The sequence below is a fragment of the Bacillus cereus group sp. MG9 genome (assembly GCF_040459995.1).
Classification (GTDB): domain Bacteria; phylum Bacillota; class Bacilli; order Bacillales; family Bacillaceae_G; genus Bacillus_A; species Bacillus_A mycoides.
This window is the reverse complement of the sequence record NZ_JARVHC010000001.1, coordinates 2,299,050-2,325,306: the sequence shown is the minus strand read 5'-3', so window position 1 is coordinate 2,325,306 and position 26,257 is coordinate 2,299,050. Positions and strand designations below refer to the sequence as shown.

Genomic DNA, 26,257 nt, shown 5'->3' with positions numbered 1-26,257 from the left:
TATCTTTCTTTATTTTTGTACCTCTCTATGAAATGAAAAATCATTCACGGTAGGCTGTATTTGTTTCTCTACTTTCACCTCTTCCTTCTTCTGTTTCGCTCTTCTAACATTTCCTAATTTAATCGCATCTTGCATACTATTACTAATAAGATTTCCTGACAAAATTGTCATACTATAGAAAGCGATTGGTATAAGTACAATCCATGTATGAGTAGTTAAGTGACGGAAGTTTTGACCAATTAACCCTGTCCACTCTTTTGTTACACTATCTGCATCTATACCGCCAAAAATTATTGTTCCGCCAAAAAATAATCGCAACAAACCAAGATGCAAGAGGAGTAATAAAGTACTTACAAATTGCTGGGCTACTAATAAAAGAAATGATGGTAACATATGCGGCCATACATGGCGTCTCAACCTCTGCCACTTACTTCCGCCTAGCACAGTGGCCGCCAACATAAATTCTTCATTCTTAATACGTTTTACTTCTTGCGCCACGTACAACATAACAGTCGGTACAGCAAGGCACGCAAGAACTATAATTTGAAACGCAACCCGTAAATGAAACGGAGCAGCAGCCTCTCCACTTTCGAACATTAAAACTGCATTTAACATAAAATAGGAAATCATAATCATTGGTACAATACTAAACGGATCAAAAAAAGATGAGATTACTGGAAATGAGCGTTTACTGTACATACCAAGTAATAAACCAATAGCTCCTCCAATTACTACACGTAAAACTGCGATAACGACACTTGCACCAACTGTCCATTTCGCTCCTTCTATTATTAACTGGAACAGGTCACGGCCTTTCTCATCAGTTCCAAACCAAAATTTACTCGACGGTGAAAACGGAGCAGCCTCTAATTCTCCTTTTTCGTTATACATCATCGTTAGTTCACGAATATTCCCATCGAAAAACAGCGTATTTCCAATACTAACAATCATTAGTACACTCAAAAAAGTAACACCTAGCCAAAATCTCACATCTCTTTTTACAACTTGCCACATGTTACACACGCTCCTTTATAACATTTTGTAAAAGCGTATGTAATAAACGAAATAGTATAAAAAGCGGTACGTATAATAAAACTAAACTCACTGTGAATATTTCTAATTTTGAATTTTCTTTCACGAAAACGAACATACCGTACGTATTAAACAGCCATTCAATAATATATAAGTTTGATAACATAAATAAAATATTCGTTTTTGCATAATAGACTGTTGTTAACAGGACATTTCTTGAAATATGGTGCGTCAAAATATGTCTTAAACTTAGCCCTTTACTCTTAGCAAATATACTATAATCTTTCTCTAATTCTTCTCTGAAACGTAATAGTAGTAACTTAATAAATAATAATGTTGTAGGTAAAGTAAGACATATTATTGGTAACAGGCGAGCCCTTTCCTCTCCAAGTCCTGCAAATTTCACTGGCATAAAACCTGTCTTTTGAAAGATTATTACTACTAGAAGTTGAGATAATAAAATTAATAAAATGTCCGGAATACTTTCAAGTGCGACGAAAATCCCATTCCACATACGTTGCTTTGATTGAGAGCGCTGTAATACCCACACAACGATAAGATACGCAATGAGTAAAGATAGTATAAATGCCGAAATAAATACAAACATTGTCTCTACATAATGAATCCATATTTGTGGAAATAACTTTCTTGAATTCCGAAATCCATACGTAATTTCACCTGGTTGAAGTAACTTCTCTCCAAGAAACACAACTGTGTTCCAAAAACCGATTAAATCAATTTGTAATCCCTTAAATAAACGCGGTAGTGCCCCTAAAAATAGAATACAAATAAGCGCCGCAAATAATTGTAAACATGTAACCCCACACCACTTACCAATTCGAATGAACATAACTATTACCCCTTCTATTTAAATGAATATTCAGAAATGAAATTCATGTATAGTACCTATACCTTGTAAGGAGATACCCTTTCTCTCGACAAAACATATCGATTTCCGTCATTTCTCGGAAGTCATATTATATTTTTCGACCATTATCCAATCTTTTCCTTCTTTATAAAGAACATACTATTAAAAAAGCCCTTGTTTTCATACAAGGACTTTTCCATTAAACTGTTTTATTTCGCTACTTCCTCTTTCGGCATTACCATACCTTTATAAAGTTGGACAGTAATCCAATAATAAATGAAATAAATTACTATGAAGATTCCTATTGGCATCCACACTTTTACAAACGGGTCAACTAATATAAAGCTGAATAAGTTAAGCCCTACTAACACGTGGGAAATTCCAATAATTGCTGGGAATATAAATAAATATGAGATTTCTTTATATATACTTTTTGTTAACATACTACGTCTCACACCGATTTTTCGTAGCATTTCATAACGGCGTACATCACGAGAAGCACCTGTTAATATTTTGAACATAAGAGAACTCGCCATCATTGCTAAAAACGCAATTCCAAGGAAAAACCCCATAAACATTGTTCCGCTCATGAAACTGTTCATGAACTGATAAATTGTCATTTTCGTATATAGTTCTACTTTTGCGCCTGTTGTTTTTTCAATTAATTCTTTTTGTCTCTTATCTATATCGAGCAACAATGGTTTATATTTTTTCATATCATCTACTTTTGCTAATGTTACAGTATGTTCTGTTCCTTGAATTCCTTTATAACGCTCTTCATCTGCAATTCTTACCGGTTTTCCGTTAAATTGATTATGTGTAATTTGTATCTCTCTTACAACCGCATCTTCCCAATCTTTTGGCATACGAGGAAGCTTATTCGCTACTTCAGGAGCTTCCAAAGCAGAATAGACAGGTTCAGTTAAAGGTGTAGCCACACGTTTACGAGCAGGTTCTTTTAAAGTCTTTGTATCAAAATGATCTGAAATAAGTGGTGGTTTTTCAGTTAAGTCGTTACGTAAATAATAAACCGCTTCTCCATCTACTTTATACTTATACTTGCTTTCTTCAACAATTTCCATTTCTTTTAATGCCGCTTTATCTTGTTCATTTGGATCATGAATTACGACATCATATACACGTGAGAAGTCTGTCATAATGCCTACATTCTTTTGAAACGCCATACCTGCTGTCATTGCACCTGCACCTAATGCAATTAACATCGCTACAGTGCCTAGTACCCTCGATAAACTAGTTACTCGAAAACGTAACTGTGCATAAGTAAAACTATTTAATCCCGTTTCATTTCGTTTTTTATTTCCCTTAATTTTCATTACAAAAAGTGGGAGCAACGAGCTAAAAATGAAATACGTTCCTACTGTCGTAACAATTGTCGCTATTATAAATCCTAGTTCAGCAAACATTTTTATATTCACCATAAAATAATATCCTGTACTTACTAGCAATACACCTAGTACTGTCATAATAACAGTGCGAGTCTTACTTTTCTTCACCTCATCTTGCGTTTCATCTTCACGTATTAACTCTAATTCTGTTTTACGTAATAATCGGAAACTATTCATTAAACCAGTAATGAAAAATAATATTAAGAAGAAAATAGATGTAACTAATATAGCTGGTGTGTACACAGATGCGTAATTACCTTTTGCTGAAATCTCCATTCCATTCATTAAAAAATTCCCTGCTACACTAGCAAGTACTATTCCTACTAAAATACCGATAATAATACTGACAATCCCCATACCAAAAGTCTCAATAAATAATAATTGCGCTACTTTTTTCTTTTTCGCTCCAAGCATCATGTACATACCGAGTTCTTTTCTTCTTAATGTAAGTAAAAAAGAATTGGCATATATGATGTAAAAAACTGTAATGAAAGAAAGCAATATTGCACCAACCCAAAAGACGAGCCTAATACTACTAATGAGACTATTATCTTTTGTAAATTCACTATTCATCGCCATCGTTTGGAACATGTAAAAAATACTAATACTAATGACTAGACCAATAAGTAAAACCATATAATCCTTTAACATTTTTTTCATACTATGACGTGATAATTTGAATAACATAGTCTCGCCCCCCTTACTTCGACTCAGTTGCTGAGCCCATTTGGGCAAGCACACCTAAAATATCTTGATAGAAATTCTCTCGTGTTCCTTGACGTTTTAACTCTTTATAAAGAAGTCCATCCTGTATAAATAAAATACGTTCACAATAGCTCGCACTAAATGCATCGTGTGTTACCATCAAAATACTTACATTGTGATTTTCATGTAAATCTTGCATCGCTTCTAATAAACTTTTTGCATTTTTACTATCAAGTGCTCCTGTCGGTTCATCTGCTAATACGATTGCCGGATTATGTACTAAAGCTCGTGCTGCCGCTGTTCTTTGTTTTTGTCCACCAGAAACAGCAGTCGGATATTTAGTTAAAATTTCAGTAATCCCTAATTTCTTTGCTACTTCATTTACTTTTCCAGTAATCTCACTTGACGGTACGCCTTGCAAGGAAAGTGGTAAAGCGATATTTTCATAAATTGATAAATTTTCTAGTAGATTAAAATCTTGAAAAATAAATCCTAATTTTTGAGAACGAAAATCTGATAATGCATTCCCTTTCATAGAAGTAATATTTGTGCCAGCTATTGTTACACTACCACCTGTCGCTTGATCAAGTGTACTGATCACATTTAGTAATGTCGTTTTACCAGATCCAGATGGACCCATAATCCCTACAAACTCTCCTTCTTTAATACTTAATGAAACACCCCTTAATGCTTTTGACTGATTCTCATTTCTTTTTCCATACGTTTTTTCTACACTTTCTACAGTAACTACATTTGTTGACATCTCTTTCACTCCATCCCTTTTGTATAGTATAAATTTCCCATATATTTCTTATATTTTTCTCATAAAAATTCTTAAGAATTTTTAAATTTTCCAAATGCAGATTGAGGTACATAAGAAATACAAACGATTTCTCTGCTTAATATTCTCACTTTTCTAAAATCCTTTCATTCGATTTCCCTTACATTTACCTTACATTTTTGTAAGGTTAAAAAAACAAACCACTTCATAAGAGCATTTCTTTGGAATGAGAAATGCTTTTTATTGTTATCAAAATTTAAAAGATATTCCAATAACAATAATAACTTGATAAAAAACAATACATTTTTATTGCTAAACGATAAATAAAATGATAAAATCATATTGTTATTACATAAGTGAGGTGCTTTTTATGAAACAAGTTACGACACTCTTTTTAAAGCTAGCTATTATTTTTATAGGATTCCCAGTTCTTGCATTGTGCATATTTTTGGTGCCTAAGATTGGGAATTTTGCTGGAGAATTGTATCCAGATATTGCTTATATGAAATCTCTCGTTTTAATCGATATGTACGCGGCAGCGATACCTTTTTACTTTGCTCTGTATCAAGCTTTTAAACTTTTAAGCTATATTGATAAGAACCAAGCGTTCTCGGAATTATCGGTAAAGGCTTTAAAGAATATAAAATACTGTGCCATCACGATCAGTACCTTGTACTTGCTAGGTATGCCACTCTACTATCTCATGGCGAAAAAAATTGATCCTCCAAGTTTCATACCAATCGGATTGACCATCATTTTCGCCTCTATGGTGATCGCCGTTTTTGCTGCTGTTCTCCAAAGGCTTTTACAAGAAGCTATTAATATAAAATCAGAAAATGATTTAACGGTCTGAGGTGGAAAATATGGCAATTATTATTAATATTGATGTGATGTTAGCAAAACGAAAAATGAGCGTAACGGAGCTTTCGGAGAGGGTTGGGATTACGATGGCGAATCTTTCCATTCTGAAAAATGGGAAAGCAAAAGCGGTTCGTTTTTCAACATTGGAAGCGATATGTAAGACTTTAGATTGTCAACCAGGTGATATTTTGGAGTACAAAAGCGACGAATTCACTCAATAAATACAGACAACAACTTTCTTCAACCAATGGGATTAAATAGTGAAATTAAAATGAAGGGATAGCAATTAAGCTATCCCTTCTCTGCGTTTGTTATTGTTATTTAATATATCTTTAATTACTTTAAATTCAGTATTACATATTAATGGTGTGTTTTATTATCAATCTCTATTTCCTATTTTTAATTTCCTCTTTCATACTTTCCACAAACGCATCTAGTTCAAGAACTTCTGACTTCTCTTCACCATATTTCCGTACATTTACAGCTTCGCTTTCCATTTCCTTATCCCCAATAACAAGAACATACGGAACTTTTTGCATTTGCGCTTCTCTAATTTTATATCCTAACTTTTCATCTCGTATATCTCGTTCGACACGAATTCCGGCTTGTGCTAATTTATCTGCAATCCTATTTGCATATTGTTCATGCACTGCATTTGAAACTGGAATTACTTTCACTTGAACCGGTGCCACCCACGCTGGGAACGCGCCTCCAAAGTGTTCAATTAATATCGCTAAAAAGCGATCTAAAGATCCTAATACAGCGCGGTGGATTACAACCGGTCTTCTTTTTTCATTATTTTCATCTATATAATTTAAATCAAATTTTTCTGGCATTTGGAAATCAAGTTGGACTGTTCCACACTGATGACTTCTATTTAAAGCATCTTTAATATGGAAATCAATTTTCGGACCGTAAAATGCACCGTCACCTTCATTTAATCTATATTTATAATTTAATGACTGTAATACATTTTCTAATGCCAATTCTGCTTGCTCCCATAATTTATCATCACCCATTGAATCTTCTGGACGAGTAGAAAGCTCTACTTCATACTCGAAACCAAAAGTTTTATACACATAGTCAATTTGCGCCAACACTGATTTGATTTCATCTTCAATTTGTTCTGGTGTTACAAATAAATGAGCATCATCTTGGCAGAAAGTACGAACTCTTAATAATCCGTTTAAAGCGCCACTAAATTCATGTCGATGCACTTGACCGAACTCACACATACGAATCGGTAATTCACGATAAGAATGTAATTTATTTTTAAACATAAGCATATGGCCTGGGCAATTCATCGGTTTTAACGCAAAACTTTTATGATCTACTTCTGAGAAATACATATTGTCTTTGTAATGTCCCCAGTGTCCTGACTTCTCCCATAATTCTTGATTCATCATAAATGGAGTACGCACTTCTTGATAATTGTACTCATTTTGAATTTCTCTTAAAAATGCTTCTAATTCATTGCGAATGATCTGTCCTTTTGGCAAGTAAAAGGGCATTCCCGGAGCCTCTTCCGAAAACATAAACAATTCAAGTTCACTACCTAATTTCCGATGATTTCTCTTTGCAGCCTCCTCAACAAAATGTAAATACTCTTCTAATTTTTGTTGAGAAGAGAAAGCAACACCATATATACGCTGAAGCACTTGATTGTTACTATCGCCTCGCCAATATGCACCAGAAACATGAGTTAATTGAAATGCTTTCAAATAACCAGTAGATGGCAAATGTGGTCCTCTACATAAATCTACAAATTCACCTTGTTTATACAGTGTTACACTTTCCCCATTAGGAATTGCTTCTAAAAGCTCTAATTTCAAACTATCATTCATTTCTTGAAACAATTCTTTTGCTTCTTCTCGAGAAACCTCAACTCGCTCTATCTTTACATTTTCATCTATAATATTTTTCATTTCTTTTTCTATTTTCGGTAAATCTTCTACGTTTACACTACTTTGAAGATCCATGTCATAATAGAATCCATTTTCAATGACTGGCCCTACACCAAGGTTTACATCACCATAAATTCTTTTTACAGCTTGCGCTAATATATGTGCCGCAGAGTGTCTTGCAATTTTTACCCCTTCATCTGAATCCATAGTAATGATTTCAACTTTCGCACTTTCTTCAATGTTTCGTCGTAAATCAAAAGACTGATCATTAACTTTTCCTGCGACTGCTTTCTTTTTCAAGCTACTACTAATTGCCCCAGCAATTTCTTCTAAAGTAATGCCTTTCACAAATTCTTTAACGCTACCATCTGGAAATTTAATTTCGATCATCTGTTCTTTCATTTTTCATCTCTCCATTTCATAATAAAAAGCACACTCATCCCTAAAATAGGGACGAGTGTGCTTTTACCCGTGGTTCCACCCAGATTCCCATCGCAAATATACAATGGCTTCTTTTACGGTAACGTCGTTTACACGGCACTAGATACTTGATTTCCCCAGTGCAGCTCTAAGGTGGTAAGTTATTTTACTGCGTTAGGAAGTTCTCAGCTTTTCTTCCTTCTCTGTATAACCGCTTAAAATAACTCGTGTCCTTTTCTTCGCTTATTATGAAATAAAATATAAAAAAGCATATTCATCCCTAGTAAATAGGGACGAATATGCTTATATTCGTGGTTCCACCCAGATTCCCATCACAAAAAACATAATGGCTTCTTTTGCGGGTAACGTCGCTTACACGGCACTAGATACTTGATTTCCCCAGTGCAGCTCTAAGGTGGTAAGTTATTTTACTGCGTTAGGAAGTTCTCAGCTTTCCTTCCTTCTCTGTATAACCGTTTAAAATAACTCGTGTCCTTTTCTTTGCTTTTGTAACAATTACATTTATTGTTATTTAATATATCCTATTCATTTTATTTTTACAAGTGTTAAAAATATATTTTTTATTCAAAAAAAAGAAACCAAAAACATTTTTTGGTCTCCCTTCTCTTTTTTACCAATCTTGTGGTTCGTAATTTAAGTCTGAAAATAGGCGTTTTTTCTCTTTTTTCGATAAATCTCTCCACTGTCCGACTGGTAAATTATTCAACTCAATATTCATAATTCTCGTACGTTTTAACGTGTATACTTGATAACCCAAAGCTTCACACATACGGCGAATTTGACGATTTAGCCCCTGTGTTAAAATAATTTGGAACTCATATTTTGATAACTGTGTTACTTCACAAGGAAGTGTTTTTGTATCTAAAATTTTAACACCTGCTGCCATTTTCTCTAAAAACTCCGGTGTAATCGGCTTATCTACTGAAACGATATATTCTTTCTCATGTTTGTTTTCAGCACGTAAAATCTCATTAACAATATCGCCATCATTCGTTAACAAAATTAAACCGTCTGAGTCTTTGTCGAGACGTCCAATGTGATTAATTCGTAAAGGATGATTCACTAAATCGATAATGTTACCTTTTACGGCTTTTTCACTTGTACATGTAATACCTACTGGTTTATTTAAAGCGATATACACATGGTCTCGAGCAATACGAAGTTGCTCTCCATTTACTCGTACGTCATCACCTGGATTTACTTGGTCACCAATTTTTGCAACCTTACCGTTAATAATTACTTTTCTCTCGTTAATTAACTTATCTGCTCCACGTCGAGACGCTTTTCCAGCTTCACTAATAAATTTATTGATACGCAAGTTAGGCACATCCTTTTCATAAAAAATTTCAAGCTCACACTGCTTCTACCGTACAATACAAAAGGGTAAGCCTCCTATTATAACTTAAATATATTAACATGAAAGGGTATATGACGTCTTCACTTAATTACATGTTTACACGAAAATAATTGGTCCTCTTTTCCTTTTCACCTCAAACTGTTTAGCAGTCAATAGATTAACCCTTGAATATAACATCATTTATTTACTTTTTTCATAGATAATATACCGATATAAGTTTGATTAATCATGCCTAAATAACTCACAATATGTGAAAAATAAAAAATAACCCTTTTGAAAATAATCAAAATGGATCCTTCTTCAACTAAACGAATACTAGTTTTTATACAAAAGTGTTCAATAATTATAATCTTTGATAGAAAACATCGTCCAACAAACAAAATAATCTCGAACTCCCCTAATTTTTTACGCTTCACTATTTTCTTCACATACTCCAAAAAGAAGCCCTTGATTATCTATACAATAAGCAAAGTAACCCATATTAGGAATAGCAGTTTTAGGTACAACTACTTGTCCACCATTTTCAATAACTTTATTTATGTACTCATCAACTGAAGGTACTTCAATCGAATTAGTTGTCCTAGTAGCACCATCAGGTGATTTCATTAATCCACCATCGATACCAGGTCTATCACTCTCACCTGTAATTATGAACCAATAGTCATGTGGCCCAGGCATTTTTTCAAACTTCCATCCAAAACTACTTGTATAAAATTGAATAGCTTCTTCAGGGTTTGGGACTTGCAATTCAAATCTTAAAACTCTACTCATTTAAATATCTCCCCTCTTATTCTTGTACAAAGTAATTGCACAAGGACTAATGTTCTGTATTGAATTTTTCGAAACTAGCTACTTTAATAAGTTCTAACTTTATTTAGAAGCGGCAACAGACCATTCTTCCTTCCGAATAACTCTCTTCCCATTTATATTTTCAACATACTCATTTACATTTGCTGACTGATATAACTCTGGGAAAATTTCTTTCATATAGAGTTCGTGTGCTATTTCATCTTGCCAATACGTTAATACTATGTAACGATTTTCAGTCTTTAAAGACTTCCCAACAACTCCACCTAACATTCCTTTTGCATTTTCCATTCCTTTATTCCAAATTGTTTCTTGCGTATGTAAAAAATACTTTTCTTTTCCTTCTTTCACATCGCAAATTGCAACTCGTACAAATGACCCTTGTGCAGTTACGTCTTTCAAAGGAGTTTCTGTTATATCATACAACGTTTGAAACATTTCAATATTACAGGAAATATATGTGCCTTCTTGATTACTATTTAAAAAAATTGTATCATGAGCATCATTCATGAATGATTGATATGCATTTCTATCTTCCCATAAAGTATATACACACGCTTCCCCTTCATTCCACCCACCAAATTGTCCATAGAATCCGTCTAAATACTGTAAATCACGCCATTTTTCTTGCGCATCAGAAAACAATTCCCTTTTCTCTTCTTCCACCTTGCAAAATATTGTTTTTAATAGCATTTCTAATCCCCCTTATGATACGGTTCATTTCCCACTTGCAATACTTTCTATTTTTCCACCAACGCAAACATTAATTTTACTCTCAATCACCTCTGCTTGTATGTGTATTAGAGAATGGCGATTTATCTCATCCCCTTGTTCAACATGCATATTTATCTTTTCCGTTCCAAGATAACGATATTTTATAAGATACGCCGCTAAACATCCATTTGAGCTTCCTGTTGCCATATCCTCTGTGATTCCATAATAATCTGCAAAATCACGGACATTAAGATCATTGATTCCCTAACTATAAAATCCCTAATTTTCCATAAATAACGCAAGTTGATTACCTGAATACTTGCCTTGCGAGAATACATCCACAATGTAAAAATCCCAATATCTCTCCTCTCTTCTATTCTTCAATACAATCTGTTTACATAATGAAATTATAGTTTATTAAATTTGTATATTTTTCAAAGAATCCTCTGCTTTTTCTATCAACCAATCACCAAACGTATCTAAAAATGATAAGATTTCTTCTATATCTTTTATCGGTTCAATTACATATTGTAGTGCTTTCCTCATATTTTTTTCTTGTTCGGGAAAATGCTTACTAAATAACTCATATGCTGGATATAAGTCCCTGGAATACAGCCCTTCTCTATCAATTGTTAATGCTAGACCTGCCCTGACTACAATCTTCATGATCCAACGACAACAATCCTCTATATCATCTACGTCCTTATTATGAATTAACTCTTCGTGTGTTTGTTCAATTTGTTTCCGCAAATGAATGAGATGTTCATACACTATCTCCTGACTTACTTTATATTTAGGTAAATATAATTTTACGTCTTCACCTAATATACATACACTATGTGTCTGAATCATAAATCCTATAAAAGAAAAATCCTCTGAGTTTATTACTTCTTTTTCACTATAAAAACTTAACTCCACTCCTGATATACAATTAAACTGCTGTGTAATTTGGACTTCTAGCTCCTTTCTCCAGCTTAAGTCAATTACTTGAGGATTCTTTCGAACTAATATAATCATATCTACATCTGCAACCCCTTCTATCCCAATCCCTCTTGGAATAGAACCCCTTATATAAACACTGTGCAAATCATCCCGCAAAAATTGACAACAAGTATCCTTTATTTCTTGTATTACCTCCAAAAACAAAGGCTGAATTTTATTAAAATGTGCATCGTTTATAATAAATCCTTCATCATCCACAGGACAAAAACGCCCTATTTTTTTTATTCTTGGCAATTTATCAACTCATTTCCCTATAAAATATTGGTTTATTCCACACATACAACAATTATAATTCAAATAATTCAGAATTGAAAATTTGAAAGTAAGACATAAATAATCCTACATTGTTACGTCCTATCTCTTTTATCACCATTCATTTTTCGAATATATAATAAGTAATCTCTCCTGAGATCATAAAATAGAAGATAAATTAGGAATACCAAAAAAATAAGTTTATTTACTATTTCAAAATAAAAAATGATTGCATTTCATTAATTGTATATCTATAATGTTTTTATTGATTCTATACAGAATCAATGCGTTTAAGTTTTTAATTTTATAATTCGGATGAACCATTCAGGAGAAGGTCTATTGATCTACCGACGGGGCAAAAAGTTGCTGAACCAACTTTGAAACTCTCAGGTCTTGTTTACAAGTAGAACTGCATGGGGACGAATCTCTGGAGAGACTCCCTCTCGCTTAATATAGCGCGGAGGAAAACGAGCACCGAAGGAGCAAATCCGCTAATCTAGCGGATAATCTCTCAGGTAAAAGGACAGAGACAAGCGAAAGAAAATGCCGATTTGTATCGGTTTATTTTTCTATCCCTTGTTTCTCCAGAGACCATTTCATTTCCTTGAAGTGGTTTTTATTTTTTCTAAAAAAGGAGAATACAGATGGAGACAGTAAGTAAAGTATTAGAACAAATTAATCAGTATGTGTGGGGGTTACCAACTTTGTTGCTACTCGTTGGAACTGGTATCATTCTCACAGTGCGCTTAAAAGGTTTACAGTTTAGTAAACTAATATACGCTCACAAGCTAGCTTTTAAAAAATCAGAGGATACATCATCTTCTGGAGATATTAGTCACTTCCAAGCACTGATGACAGCTATGGCTGCAACGATTGGTATGGGAAATATAGCAGGTGTCGCAACTGCTGTGACAATCGGTGGACCCGGCGCAATCTTTTGGATGTGGATTACTGCTTTATTTGGAATGGCAACAAAGTATGCCGAAGCAATCCTTGCGGTGAAATACCGTGTTAGTAATGAAAATGGTGAATACTCCGGTGGACCAATGTATTATTTAGAACGTGGTTTAGGGAAAAAATGGCTGGCTGTTTTATTCGCTATATTCGGCACAGCTGCTTCTTTCGGTATCGGTAATATGGTTCAATCTAATTCAGTTGCAGAGGCAATGCGAATCAATTTTTCTTTTCCTCCTGCATTAACTGGTATACTCATGTCATTCTTAATCGCTATCGTTATTTTGGGCGGTGTAAAAAAGATTGGTAGAGTTACTGGATATATCGTTCCTATTAAAGCATTCTTTTATATAATCGCTGGCCTTATTATTATTTTCTATCACTTTGATCAAATTCCAGAAGCATTTTCACTTATTTTTTCTGGTGCATTTCAAGGTACTGCAGCCGCTGGTGGTTTTATCGGAGCAACAGTTGCATCTGCAATTCAAATAGGAATGGCACGTGGTGTATTTGCTAACGAGGCTGGTTTAGGGAGTGCTCCTATTGCTGCGGCTGCTGCCAAAACAGATTCACCTGCAAAACAAGCTTTAGTTTCTATGACTGGTACTTTTCTAGATACATTTATTGTATGTACAATTACGGGGCTAGTATTAATTACTACAGGCGCATGGAAATCAGGTAAAACTGGTGTTGAAGCTACAACATTAGCATTCCAATCCGTATTCGGTACTGCTGGTAGTATGATTCTCGGTATCGCCATTATATTATTCGCCTACTCTACTATTTTAGGTTGGTCGTATTACGGAGAGAAGTGTGTAGCTTATTTATTCGGACAAGGTGCTGTACGATATTATAAAGCAATCTTTATCGTTATGATTGCAATAGGTGCTAATTTAAAGCTAGGTGTCGTATGGACATTTGCCGATATTGCAAATGGACTTATGGCGATTCCAAACTTAATTGGTCTAATCGGATTAAGTGGTATTGTTGTCGCTGAAACGAATCGCTTTTTACAAGCAGAGAAATTGAAAGAAAGTCATAAAAAACAGGCAAGTTAATCACTAAAAAAAGGAATGGCTCATTTATAATAAGCCATTCCTTTTTTCTCTATTTCAATTCCTTTCCCTCCTGAACCATATGTAAATAAAGTACAAAATCCATCATTGTAGATGAATAACCAAGTTGACGGATCATTGCTGTTATATTCCCTCTATGATATGTCCCATGATTTACGACGTGTTGCACTAACTCTAAAATGGAAGTGTCTAATGCACCTGCATATGGGTTCTCAATAACAAATACAGTATTTACGTCTTGTATTCTACTTAAAAATTCTTTATATTGATTTGCCATGTTTTCAAACATTTTTTCTAATTCATGTAACGATTTAGTTTCGATTTGTTTTCGTAATTTTTCTCGGTCTTGTATTACTTCACTCATACTTTTACCATGCAATATGTGTAACCACACTTGATCTGTAATATAAATATGTACAAAAGTATCCTTAATTGATGGGAATACACTCTGTATCTGTTCATTAAAAATTGTCTCATAGTTTGGTAACTCTTTTAGTCGGTTGAATAATCGTGTATTAGCCCAAGCATGGTAATCAAACTGTTTTAACATGTAATCTTTCAATCTAAATCTCCTCCTTATTGTATGAAACGAATGTTTTGCTTCTTCATTTCCGCTTCTCTATCAGCTTTTACAATCCCTTTTTCTTTAACTTCATGTTTATTTATAGTTTTATATTTTACATATGTATAAAATTCCGTTTTAAATGGAAACGATGTAATTTGAATTGTTTCTTCATCCACCCATTCAGCTTGAATAGGCTTCTCCCCCTTACTATTAAACATTTCTGTTCCTTCAAAACCCTCTTTAAATAAATCAATTTCATCTTTCTTTTTTACACCAGGTTTATTCATACATACATATAAAGAAAGTTCATCACAAAACTTTAATAATCTATAATGTTTATCAAACATCGCATATTGTTCTTTTGTTAACGTTTTCAAAATTCTTTTTTGTCGTTCCAATTCATTTTTATAAAAAGACATCATCTCTTCATCTTCCTCCTTTAATGAAAATGATAAAAAGTGCTTACTACAAAGTAGCGCCCCGTATGGATTTGACTCTTCAACTGCATTCAAACCAATCGTATAAAAAACAAAGCGTAATGAACTTGGACAATCCATAAATGTATATGGAATATTTTTAGTATCATTCAAAATTGGTACTTTATCAAGCTCTATCCATCCTCTATCATGCTCATATATAGCATCAATTGTCTCTTTTAAGTATATTTTATCTTCAAAAAAATCTTCTATTATATGTCTTGCAATTTCACCAGCTAAAAAACCATGATCATGTTGACGAATTAATATACTTTCTTTCTCATTCTTTTCACGAAAAATCATCCGTATATTCCCCCTCATCCTCATATTACAGCTTGTTGTATGCATCAATTCTTAATTAATCCCTAAATATTAGCAGGGATTCAGTTTCTTTCAACGAAATTAACATAAATATACAGCATTCTTTCTAATCACAAAGTTAGCTTTATCTTTACTAACCATTATACTAAAACATTCATTCTAAAAAATTTTTTATGAGGTGAAAACATGAACAAAACAGAATTAGTTAAAAATGTAGCACAATCAGCTGATATTTCTCAAAAAGATGCTTCTGCAGCTGTACAATCCGTATTTGACACAATTGCTAATGCATTACAATCTGGCGATAAAGTGCAACTAATCGGCTTTGGAACTTTTGAAGTGCGTGAAAGATCTGCTCGTACAGGGCGTAATCCGCAAACTGGAGAAGAAATTCAGATTGCTGCTGGTAAAGTTCCAGCATTTAAAGCAGGAAAAGAATTAAAAGAAGCTGTTAAATAAACAAGAAACCAGCCATTTTATAGGCTGGTTTCTTGTTTATTGTTTAGTTCTTATTTAAGCAGTTCCTTTATATTCTCTGCATGATACACTTCACAAATATAAAATACACATTTGCAGTTACTTACAATTTGATATTTTCTAGTTGGATAAACATTCGCCGCAACAGAACATCCATCAAACAATTCGATAATATTTCCAGATGGCTGATATCCTTCATATAATACATTTCTTCTTACTTCCATCTTTTCTATAAGGTTTTCAACAGGAATATTTCCACTCTCTAATTCACTCTTTATTGTATCCGATAAAAACGAAGTGTCTGCAAAAATTAGATTTTCAGATAACACCTTACCTTTATAACTAACATTAGATACGCGATAAAGAAATGTTCCGTTTTTATCAAAGAAATTCTTTGCTTCTTTCGGAATGTATTGTCTATCGAGCGCTTCCTGTTCAAGTACATCAAATTGAACTGTATCTTTTACAAGTTTTTCTAAAGCTAGAATAGATGACGTATTTCTAGAAAACAACATATCTTTAATTGCCTGTACATTATAAGTTAATTCAGTTTTTCTATTTTCCGCTACTAACATGAGGAACACCTCTTCTATAAGAAATTTTATTAAAAATTAACGATGATTTAATAGCAATCCCGCGTCTAACTGCATAATTTCAGTTACTTCTTTACTAAATATTGCAATGGAAGCCATATAATCTAAACTAGGTCTTACATCTTCCATCATTGTATTTTCTGCTAACTCTTGTCTATCTTTAAAAATCAACAATTTTGGAGGGTCATTTGGAGCTGATACTGTAATTTCTACTGGTGGGATCAATAGTCCTTCACCTGTCGCTTTCAGCACTGCTTCTTTTCGAGTCCAATATGTTAAAAACCCTTCTAGTCGCTGCTCATCAGGTAACTTCATAACTTGTGCTATTTCAATGTCTGTTAATACGCCCTCTGCCATTTTCATAACATCTACATTTGGATTCATTTGCTCAACATCAACACCCACAGGTGCAGATTTAGTAAATGCAACAACAACCCACTCACCCGAATGTGAGACTGATATTTGCGGCATACCTTCTGGTAACTGTGGTCTGCCATGTTGTAATTTACATACTGGGCACATTCGATCAATTGGCACTTGAACTGGTGACATAGAAAGTACCTTTCCAAGTACTAATCTACTAATTACACACCCTATTATAAAACGCGCACGGTCTGCCGAATGATGATATGAATTTGCTTTCTCTCGCTCTACATCATTTAGTAAATTGTAATGCCATGATTGTAAATCTGAAATTCTTGCCCACCATATTTGACAACTATTCTCATTAAGAGTTGGTACAGAATCTACAACTTTACTCTCTATCATGTAAACTCTCTCCTTTTAAATGCCAATATTACTTTATTTCAAAAGAGTATTAGCATGCTGCAACTCATTCATTTACAACTTCTTTCTCTTTTTGTAATACAGATAACGGCTTTTTATTCTTCTTTGACATTACCTCTTTATCAGAAATACGTAAAGAAAATAGTAATGCTATGAGTAAAAATATTGCTGATCCAATTAATGCTGCTTGATATGGTAAAAAATCTGACTGTACATTATTCTGTACGTTATTACTTCCAAAACCAGATAGTATACTAGCTAAAACAGCAACTCCTATTGCAGATCCTAATCGGTTTTGCACATTGAATATAGTAGTTGCTCTCCCCATAGAAGGTGGTGCAATATTGTTAAAAGCAGAAAATTGAACCGCACCGACAGATTGACCTAAGAAAATACCAATGCCAAACAATAGTGCCCGAATTTGCCATGGATTCGTATCATGATTTACAAAACTTAATAAAATAAAGATAACCGCCGTACTTACTAATCCAATAGAGATTACCTTTCGAGCTCCTAATTTCTTATATGACCATGGTACAATCTGCGAAGAAATCATTAATCCAATCGCCTCTGGGAATGTAGTAAGACCCGATTCCAGCGCGGAAACTCCTATTACATTTTGATACATAAGCGGAAAAATAAATAACATTCCTAGTAAACCAGCTGATGAAAACAACGAAATAAGACTCATTTTTCTAAAGACCGGTTCTTTTAATAAGTGTAAATCTAACATCGGTTGCTTTACTTTAAGTTCTACAATAATAAACAATGTAATTAATACAATCCCAGCTATCCCAATACTAATTATTTCTGGAGAAACCCAACCTTTTGACGGGCCTTGACTGAGTGCATAGATGAGCATCGCAAAACCTGGTGCTGAAAGAACAAAACCGAGAGAATCAAAACGACCAGCCGATTTTTCAATATGCTCTGCTAAAAATAGAAGTCCAAATAGCAACGCAATGATGCCAAACGGCAGATTAATATAAAATGCCCAGCGCCAAGACATTTGATCTACAAATAAACCACCAATAATTGGTCCGATCGCTGGTGCTACAGCAATTGGAAGTACAATAAATCGAGAAATTTTTGGTCTTTCCTCTGGTGAAAATGTTCGGAATAACATCGCCATCCCGACTGGTGTTAAAAGTCCGCCACCAGCACCTTGAATGATACGAAAAATGTTTAATGAAGTAATATCATTAGCAATTCCACATAGTGCAGATGCAATTGTAAAAACGAAAAGGGCAGTTAAAAATACTTTTTTCGTACCAAAGCGATCTCCTAACCAACCAGAAATCGGAAGGAAAATAGCTAAGCTAACTAAATACCCAACATTTACAGTCCCCATTGCAGATGGGGGCACTTGCAGTTCTTTGCTTATCGTTTGCAGTGCTACATTCACAATCGTTGCATCCATCGCAGCCATAAACATCGCTGTTATATAAACGATGCTTACAACTACTTTTGGATTTATTTTTACTTTCATTATTGTTTTCCTACTAATATTTTTTCGCTAATTTGATTTTTTTTCGGCTCTAAATCATTCCAGTTAACTTCAACGTATTCTAAGCAAACTTGTCTGCTAGCTTCTTCATGTACGACATTCCATCCAATTGGTACATCGAGAAAGGCAGGCCAGAGAGAATACTGGCCCTCCTCATTCATTAATACTTTATATGTGTAATTATCATTTTCAAATGGATTCGTCATACTTTACTTACCCCTTTCTTATTCTGCAAATATTTCGCTAGCACTTGTCCAATTTCTGTAAGTGGACCTGGCTGACATAAATCTTTATGTCTACAATCAATGTCATGCTGCACGATTTCCCCGTCTAAATAATTTAGCCACGTATTTGGAGAAATAGGATCAAACCAGTCTGGTATAACAGTAGATCTAAAGAATAAAATATCCCCGTTATAAACTTTTGGCACATATTTCCCTAACAACCCTACTGAATTTACATATGTTTCTTTCAAGTTTAAAATAGTCTCTTCCTCAAGACTTGCTAATGCACTTCCATCTTTGCGAAGTATTGCAACCGCACTTTCCATAGTAAGTGGTTTACCATCCATGTTATCTGGATCATATCCACCTAAAGCAAGTAATGCGATTAACGCTTCTTCTTCAGTAGGTGCTTCCGTATTCGGTAAGAAGTGACCAGGATACGAATCAAGCATAACGAGTAATTCTACTTCTTCCCCTTCATTTTGAAGTTGCGCCGCCATAGCATGAACAACATTTCCTCCAAGCGACCATCCGAGTAAACGATATGGTCCGTGAGGCTGTATTTCACGAACGTGTTTTAAATAATCCGCCGCCATCTCCTCTAAGCTTTTTGGAAGTTCTTCATTTTCAGCGATACCACGTGCTTGTACACCATAGATTGGATAATCTGTTCCTAAAGATTTCATAAGTCCTGCATAGCACCAACTTAATCCACCTGCTGGATGTACACAAAATAGTGGTAATTGATCTCCGCTTGCTCGTAATGGAAGCAACACATCAAGTGCACTTTGACCATTCCCCATTTCAAGTCTTTCAGCAAGCCCTGCAACAGTAGGTGCTGCAAATAAAGTTCCGATATTTAGTTCAACTCCAAGTGCCTCTTTAATGCGACTCATCAGCTGCACTGCAAGAAGTGAATGACCACCAAGATCAAAGAATCCATCATCAATTCCAATTTGAGACACACTTAAAACTTCTGTAAACAAGTCACATAACATTTCTTCTTGCGGTGTTCTCGGTCCGCGGCTAGAAGATGATGCAATAAATTCTGGAGCTGGCAATGCCTTTCTATCTAATTTACCGTTTGGGGTTAAAGGTAACTCATTTACTACTACAAAAGCGTATGGAACCATATAATCTGGCAAACTACCTCCAACATACTGACGCATTTCATTCGTATCGACCGTTTCATTATTTGATGCGACGATATAAGAAACTAATCGTTTATCCCCTGGTTGATCTTCCCGTACAATAACAGCTACTTGTTCAACTTTAGGATGTTTCATTATTACCGCTTCTATTTCCCCTAATTCAATTCGGAATCCACGAATTTTAATTTGATGATCTGCACGTCCTATATAATCTAACGTCCCATCTTGACGCCAGCGCGCTAGGTCTCCTGTACGATACATTCTTGTACCTGGCTTACCAAATGGATCTGCGATAAAACGTTCAGCAGTTAATCCTGCTCTTCCTAAATATCCACGAGCGAGCCCTGCACCTGCAACATATATTTCTCCAACTACTCCAGGTGGCATCGGTTGTAAATAGTTATCTAATACGTATACTTTAAGATCCGGTATACTGCACCCGATTAAACTATTTGCTCGTAAAGATACGATACTTTCATCTAATTCAATATAACTAACATGTACCGTCGTCTCCGTTATTCCGTACATATTAATAAGCCTCGGTGCGTTATAAGGATGACGACTATACCAATCTTCTAATCGACTTAGTTCAAGTGCTTCTCCGCCAAAAACAACATATCGTAAAGATAATTTTTGACCAACCTCTTCATTTTCACGATCTGCTTGCATCAATTGATAGAACGCTGATGGAGTTTGGTTTAAAACAGTAACCTTTTCCTTAACAAGAAGCTGTAAAAATTCTTTCGGCGAGCGACTTACAGTATGTGGTACTACAACTAAACGCCCTCCATATAATAAAGGCCCCCAAATTTCCCAAACCGAGAAATCAAAAGCGTATGAATGGAACATCGTCCACACATCGTCTGCGTCAAATTGGAACCAATGATCAGTTGCTCCTAAAAGTCTTACTACATTTTGATGAGGTATCATAACGCCTTTCGGTCTACCTGTTGATCCTGACGTATAAATAACATAAGCAATATGTGAAGGAGATAACGGCTTCATGCGCTCCATTTCATCTATATTGTCTTCACTATATTTCTCAATTTCTTCTATTACGTTCACATCATCAACTAAAATCTTTAGTGCCTCATCACATTCAATTTCCACATCTGAATTTGTTAAAACACATGATGGTTTCGCATCGTCTAGCATAAATGAGATACGATCTGACGGATAATCTGGATCTAACGGAAGGTATCCCGCACCAGCTTTAAGAACAGCAAGTAAGCTTACAACCATATTTAAAGATCTCGGCATCGCTAAAGCAACAAGTTGATCAGGACCGATTCCTTTCGCTATTAACAAACGAGCTATTTTATTCGCTTTTCTATTTAACTCTTCATAAGTTAGCTTTTCATCTTCAAAGACGACAGCAATAGAATTTTGATTTACATGAGCCTGCTTTTCAAATAATTGTGGCAATGTCATTTCAGGTACAATTTGAAAACCACCATTCCACTTTTCTAAAACTGTATTTCGCTCTGCTAAAGTTAATATTTCTAATCTACCAATTGATTGATCCGGATGTTTCTCTGCATCATCTAATAATAGAATGAATCGTTCTATTAGTTTTTGAACCGTTTCACGTTTATATAAATCGGTACTAAACTCTAACAATCCGTGTAAGCCGTTTGGAGTACCATCAACTCTGTTACTCTCGCTAATTTCAAATGTTAAATCAAATTTTGCAGAACCAACACTTTGAATTTCAAGGCTCGCTTCTAAATCCGGTACATTAAACGTTGCTTCTGGCGTATTTTGGAAAGCTAACATAACTTGAAACAGCGGATGACTATTTCGAGTTCGTACTGGGTTTAACACTTCAACAAGTCGTTCAAATGGAACATCTTGATTTTCATAAGCTGCAAGGTTTACCTGTTTCACTCTATTTAATAATTCTTTAAAACTTGGATCTCCTGATGTATTTGTGCGTAACACTAATGTATTTACAAATAAACCAACTATATCCGTGAGTACATCGTCGTTTCTTCCAGCAATCGGACTACCTAATGGTATATCAGTTCCAGCACCTAATCTTGTAAATAAGGCACTTAGTCCTGCTTGCAACACCATAAACAAACTAACTCCATTTTTACGAGCGAGCTCCACTAACCTACTATGCATACCTTCATCTAAATGAAAATGAATTGTTTCCCCGCGATAACTAGTTTCAATTGGGCGCTGGTAATCTGTAGGTAACTCCATTTGATCTGGTAAACCTTTTAACTCTTCTTTCCAAAAATCTAATTGTGTTGAAATAATACTGTCTGGTTTTGTTTCATCACCTAATAGCTGTTGTTGCCATAGTGAATAATCTGCGTATTGAACTGGAAGGGTTTCTAGTTGAACACTATCACCTTGACATCGTGCTTTATAAGCCGCTGTAAAGTCTCTCGTTAACGCTTGTAATGACCATCCATCTCCTACAATATGATGCAAAAGAATTAGTAAAACATGTTCGTTTTCACTCACTTTAAAAAGTTGCAAACGAATTGCTGGTTCGATATCAAGATTAAAGCTATATCTTACAGCTTCAGACAGTGTACTTTCTAATTCATCCTTACATGTATTTGTTATAATCATTTTTAAATTCAATTTATCCATTTCTAGAATTCTTTGATATGAACTGCCAAGTGAATTCGGGAAAATCGTTCTAAGTGTTTCATGTTTCTCAACTACATCATAAAAGGCACCTTGCAGTGCTTCCTCATTCAATTTTCCAGACATACGAATGACTAACGGAATATTATAAGTAGGACTTGGACCTTCTAAACAATTTAAGAACCATAACCTGCGCTGTGCAAATGAAAGTGGAACTTCATTTGGCCTACTTACTTTCTTAATAGCTGGCCTTGCGCTTTTTGCACGATCCAACTGGTTCGCTAATTCAGCAACAGTTGGTGATTCAAATAGCTTTCCGATTCCTAATTCTACACTTAACGTTTCACGAATTCTTGCCATTAAACGAGATGCAAGAAGCGAATGGCCACCCATTTCAAAGAAATTATCATCTATACTAATTCGCGAAACACCAAGTACTTCAGCAAATAAATCACATAATATTTCTTCTTTCGGATTTCTAGCAACTCTCTCATTGTTCATTCCATTAAAATCAGGAGCAGGTAATTTCTTTCTATCAACCTTACTATTTGGTGTTAATGGTAATTCTTCTAGCACAACAAATGCCGATGGCACCATATAATTCGCTAAACTTTCTGAAACATAAGAACGAATTTCCGAAAGATTAATTGGTTCCTTCTCTTCGGCAAAGATATACGCAATGATTCGTTTATCATTTGGACGATCTTCTCGTACCATTACCACTGCTTGTTGTATATTTTCATGTCGTTGTAATACCGTTTCAATTTCAGCTAATTCAATTCGGAAACCGCGAATTTTAATTTGATGATCTGCGCGACTAATGTACTCTAACACACCATCCTTACGCCATTTCACAAGATCACCTGTGCGGTACATACGTGCTCCATCTTTTCCATAAGGGTTTGCAACAAACCGTTCAGCCGTTAACGCTGGTTTTCCTAAATATCCGTTCGCAAGTCCTTCTCCTGCAATATATAATTCACCGATAACTCCAGGTGGAACAGGCTGTAACCCTGCATCCAAAACGTACACTTCTGTATTCCAAATTGGTCTTCCAATAGGAGGGATACCATTTTCACTGTCATCAATGTTCATGAAAGTAGACCAAATAGTCGTTTCAGTTGGTCCATATAAGTTAGTTATAGAGCAACCTAATTCTTTTAATTTATTTGCTAAATGTGCCGGAAGAGCTTCACCGCCAACGAGTACGTTTAGCCTTTGTAACCTCTCTGGATATTCAGTTATTAACGCCTGCCAGAGCGTCGGTGTAGCTTGCATAATTGTCGCTCTTTCTTCTTGTAACAATGTCGTTAACGCAGAAGGCTCTTGGATTACTTCTTTTTGTGCAATTGTTAAACTTGCACCACTAATAAGAGGTAAATAAATTTCTAGAGCAGAAATATCAAACGCAAACGTTGTAACTGCTAATAAATGATCGTTTTCATTTAATGAAAACATATCTTTCATAGCTAATAAGAAGTTACTTAAACCTTTCATAGTAACAATTACACCCTTTGGATTTCCGGTTGATCCTGAAGTGTAAATTGTATAAGCTTGGTTTAAAAGTGATTCATCATTTTTAAATGGTAGATTCATATGAGAATATGTTTTTAACGCTATTTTCGTTTCTTCGCTATCTAATATGATTTTTTTAATATCATTTTCTATAACTAAAGTAGATGAAACAGATGAATGTGTTATGATACAAACTGGATTTGCATCATTTACTATATAATGAATTCGCTCGGCTGGGTATTCTGGATCTATCGGTAAATACGCTGCACCAGCCTTTAGAACTGCTAGCATACTAACTACCATTTCTATTGATCTTGGAAATGCTAAGGCAACAAACTGATTTGGTCGTATTCCTTCTTCTAATAAATAGTGTGCTAGTTCATTCGCTCGTTCATTTAGCTCTTTATACGTAAGTTTTATCCCGTTACAAGTAACTGCTATTTTATTTGGATTTTTTTGTACTTGTTTTTCAAATAATATAGGTAGATTAATTAGCTCTTCAGCTTTCTTCGTTTCATTCCATTCCAATAAAACTTTATGATTTTCTTCAGGAAGAGTAATGTTTATTTTTCCAATCGGCTCGTCTTTATGATAATTATTTATCACTAATTCTAATAGATTCATAAATCTTTCTTTATGCAATGCTAGTTCCGCGCCGTTATATACTTCCGGATTCGCATCAAAATGAATCATTAACTCATTTTCATCGAAGCGCTTATATACATTAATCGATAAGTCATCGACAGGTCCTGCTGATAAATTATGTGTAATACCACGATTTCCAGCAAAGATAAGCCCGTAATCAAAAGGCATAACATTCACTAACGGCCCAAACAACCTTTGATTTTCACCTAGTAACTTTAAGTCTCTTCTTAATTCCTCATGACGATATTTATGATGACGACGTACGTCTCGAATTTCTTTAGAAACTTGCTGTATTAATTCTGCAAAAGTTATATTTGGAGTTAACTTTAGACGAAGTGGAACTAAATTCATTACCATGCTAGGTGTATGAATAGATACAGAACCAAGACGCCCCATCATCGGTAAACCTAAAACAATATCATTTGCACCTGTTAATTTATGCATATAAATACTTGTTACAGCTACAACAAATTCGGGCCAACTCGTTAACGAAATATTAATATCTTCTAGTAAAGTTTTCGTACTAGCATTTGATAGATAAGCAGTTTCTCGTAAAAATCCATTTGATGTTCTCGGCGCTCGTTCTGCTAAACTTATAACTTCCGGTTCATCTGCAAACTTTTCTAGCCAAAAAGTACGATCTTCCTGAATTTGTTTAGATTCACGATACTCATTATCTTCTTGTACAATTTTTGCAAGAGAACCAAATGGCTTTTCATTCTTATTTGTTTCTTCTATAAGTGATGTATACTCATTCGCTACCTTTTGGCTAAGAAGTGAAAATCCATAGCCATCCATCACAATGTGATGGATGCGCTGATACCAAAAGAAACGATTATTTTCAACTTGAATAAGTGCTTCAGTAAATAATTTATCTTCTTTTAAATCTATCGGTACAGATAAATCATTTTTCATCCATACTTTAGCAGCTTCTTCAGGATTTTCTTCTTTACGAACGTCAATAAAATGCATATGAAACGTTGACGATTCCTCAATAACTTGCCATGGGCCAATTTCATCCTCTTCGAAACGAACATGAAGTGCTTCTGCTTCTGTTATAACTTTACATACAGCTAACTCGAAAATTTCTTGATTAATATTTCCGTTTATTTCTATATATTCCCCAGTATTATAAATCGGATTAAGCGGATCTAATTGTTGCGCAAACCACATACCAGACTGCGCAGATGATAACGAATGACGAATCTTTTGACTATTAGGCATTCTTTACTA

21 protein-coding genes, 1 riboswitch and 2 other annotated features are annotated in these 26,257 nt (G+C 34.7%); of the genes, 4 read left to right on the top strand and 17 right to left on the bottom strand.

Going from position 1 to position 26,257, the window contains the following annotated elements; translation table 11 throughout:
• Positions 1-9 precede the first annotated feature (9 nt).
• The 4 genes from QCI77_RS11830 to QCI77_RS11815 form a co-directional block, all read right to left on the bottom strand.
• A complete protein-coding gene (locus QCI77_RS11830; RefSeq protein WP_061688774.1) occupies positions 10-1,014 on the bottom strand; it encodes an ABC transporter permease in 1,005 nt (334 codons plus the stop codon).
• Position 1,015: 1 nt separating this feature from the next.
• Positions 1,016-1,882: an ABC transporter permease subunit gene (locus QCI77_RS11825; RefSeq protein WP_002031892.1), complete on the bottom strand. Its 867-nt coding sequence runs from the start codon at positions 1,880-1,882 to the stop codon at positions 1,016-1,018.
• A gap of 227 nt (positions 1,883-2,109) precedes the next feature.
• Positions 2,110-3,993 (bottom strand): ABC transporter permease, encoded by a 1,884-nt coding sequence (locus QCI77_RS11820; protein WP_002127304.1) that lies wholly within the window; start codon positions 3,991-3,993, stop codon positions 2,110-2,112.
• A 13-nt stretch (positions 3,994-4,006) separates the two neighbouring features.
• Entirely contained in the window at positions 4,007-4,774 is a 768-nt protein-coding gene (locus QCI77_RS11815; RefSeq protein WP_002085698.1) for an ABC transporter ATP-binding protein, read from the bottom strand.
• A gap of 388 nt (positions 4,775-5,162) precedes the next feature.
• Between QCI77_RS11815 and QCI77_RS11810 the strand changes: the two genes are divergently transcribed.
• Entirely contained in the window at positions 5,163-5,645 is a 483-nt protein-coding gene (locus tag QCI77_RS11810) for a DUF2975 domain-containing protein (protein WP_002127302.1), read from the top strand.
• A gap of 10 nt (positions 5,646-5,655) precedes the next feature.
• Positions 5,656-5,874, top strand: coding sequence for a helix-turn-helix domain-containing protein (locus tag QCI77_RS11805; protein ID WP_002141696.1), 219 nt, complete (start codon positions 5,656-5,658; stop codon positions 5,872-5,874).
• A 165-nt stretch (positions 5,875-6,039) separates the two neighbouring features.
• Here the strand turns inward: QCI77_RS11805 and thrS are convergent, their stop codons facing one another.
• The 6 genes from thrS to QCI77_RS11770 form a co-directional block, all read right to left on the bottom strand.
• A complete protein-coding gene (thrS, locus tag QCI77_RS11800; protein ID WP_113768922.1) occupies positions 6,040-7,959 on the bottom strand; it encodes a threonine--tRNA ligase in 1,920 nt (639 codons plus the stop codon).
• A 44-nt stretch (positions 7,960-8,003) separates the two neighbouring features.
• Positions 8,004-8,226, bottom strand: a binding site (T-box leader).
• Positions 8,227-8,263: 37 nt separating this feature from the next.
• Positions 8,264-8,488, bottom strand: a binding site (T-box leader).
• A gap of 120 nt (positions 8,489-8,608) precedes the next feature.
• Entirely contained in the window at positions 8,609-9,316 is a 708-nt protein-coding gene (locus QCI77_RS11795) for a pseudouridine synthase (RefSeq protein WP_002085707.1), read from the bottom strand.
• Between the two features lie 444 nt (positions 9,317-9,760).
• Entirely contained in the window at positions 9,761-10,126 is a 366-nt protein-coding gene (locus tag QCI77_RS11785; RefSeq protein WP_113768920.1) for a VOC family protein, read from the bottom strand.
• Positions 10,127-10,225: 99 nt separating this feature from the next.
• Entirely contained in the window at positions 10,226-10,855 is a 630-nt protein-coding gene (locus QCI77_RS11780; RefSeq protein ID WP_002127296.1) for a YdbC family protein, read from the bottom strand.
• 24 nt (positions 10,856-10,879) lie between these two features.
• Positions 10,880-11,137, bottom strand: coding sequence for a PhzF family phenazine biosynthesis protein (locus QCI77_RS11775; RefSeq protein WP_113768919.1), 258 nt, complete (start codon positions 11,135-11,137; stop codon positions 10,880-10,882).
• A 156-nt stretch (positions 11,138-11,293) separates the two neighbouring features.
• Positions 11,294-12,112, bottom strand: coding sequence for a nucleotidyltransferase (locus QCI77_RS11770; protein WP_113768918.1), 819 nt, complete (start codon positions 12,110-12,112; stop codon positions 11,294-11,296).
• A gap of 435 nt (positions 12,113-12,547) precedes the next feature.
• Positions 12,548-12,667, top strand: a riboswitch (glycine riboswitch).
• 107 nt (positions 12,668-12,774) lie between these two features.
• Between QCI77_RS11770 and QCI77_RS11765 the strand changes: the two genes are divergently transcribed.
• Complete coding sequence (locus QCI77_RS11765) at positions 12,775-14,142, top strand: alanine/glycine:cation symporter family protein (protein ID WP_002012784.1); 1,368 nt, start codon at positions 12,775-12,777, stop codon at positions 14,140-14,142.
• 49 nt (positions 14,143-14,191) lie between these two features.
• Here QCI77_RS11765 and QCI77_RS11760 read toward each other — a convergent pair whose 3' ends face one another.
• Positions 14,192-14,722 (bottom strand): DinB family protein, encoded by a 531-nt coding sequence (locus QCI77_RS11760; RefSeq protein WP_002085719.1) that lies wholly within the window; start codon positions 14,720-14,722, stop codon positions 14,192-14,194.
• A 14-nt stretch (positions 14,723-14,736) separates the two neighbouring features.
• Entirely contained in the window at positions 14,737-15,504 is a 768-nt protein-coding gene (locus QCI77_RS11755) for a DUF3891 family protein (RefSeq protein WP_113768917.1), read from the bottom strand.
• Between the two features lie 204 nt (positions 15,505-15,708).
• Between QCI77_RS11755 and QCI77_RS11750 the strand changes: the two genes are divergently transcribed.
• Positions 15,709-15,981: an HU family DNA-binding protein gene (locus QCI77_RS11750; protein ID WP_002012780.1), complete on the top strand. Its 273-nt coding sequence runs from the start codon at positions 15,709-15,711 to the stop codon at positions 15,979-15,981.
• Positions 15,982-16,031: 50 nt separating this feature from the next.
• Here QCI77_RS11750 and QCI77_RS11745 read toward each other — a convergent pair whose 3' ends face one another.
• From QCI77_RS11745 to QCI77_RS11725, 5 genes are all read right to left on the bottom strand, one after another.
• A complete protein-coding gene (locus QCI77_RS11745) occupies positions 16,032-16,574 on the bottom strand; it encodes a cold-shock protein (RefSeq protein ID WP_113768916.1) in 543 nt (180 codons plus the stop codon).
• 36 nt (positions 16,575-16,610) lie between these two features.
• Positions 16,611-17,360, bottom strand: coding sequence for a 4'-phosphopantetheinyl transferase Sfp (sfp, locus tag QCI77_RS11740; protein WP_002141687.1), 750 nt, complete (start codon positions 17,358-17,360; stop codon positions 16,611-16,613).
• A gap of 64 nt (positions 17,361-17,424) precedes the next feature.
• A complete protein-coding gene (locus QCI77_RS11735) occupies positions 17,425-18,867 on the bottom strand; it encodes an MDR family MFS transporter (RefSeq protein WP_113768915.1) in 1,443 nt (480 codons plus the stop codon).
• Positions 18,867-19,091, bottom strand: coding sequence for an MbtH family protein (locus tag QCI77_RS11730; protein ID WP_000184075.1), 225 nt, complete (start codon positions 19,089-19,091; stop codon positions 18,867-18,869). Before QCI77_RS11730 ends, QCI77_RS11735 begins: the two co-directional genes overlap by 1 nt.
• The gene (locus QCI77_RS11725; RefSeq protein ID WP_353824942.1) at positions 19,088-26,248 is read right to left on the bottom strand and encodes an amino acid adenylation domain-containing protein; all 7,161 of its coding nucleotides are present in this window, start codon (positions 26,246-26,248) and stop codon (positions 19,088-19,090) included. The genes QCI77_RS11730 and QCI77_RS11725 overlap by 4 nt, the downstream gene beginning before the upstream one ends.
• Positions 26,249-26,257: the final 9 nt, after the last annotated feature.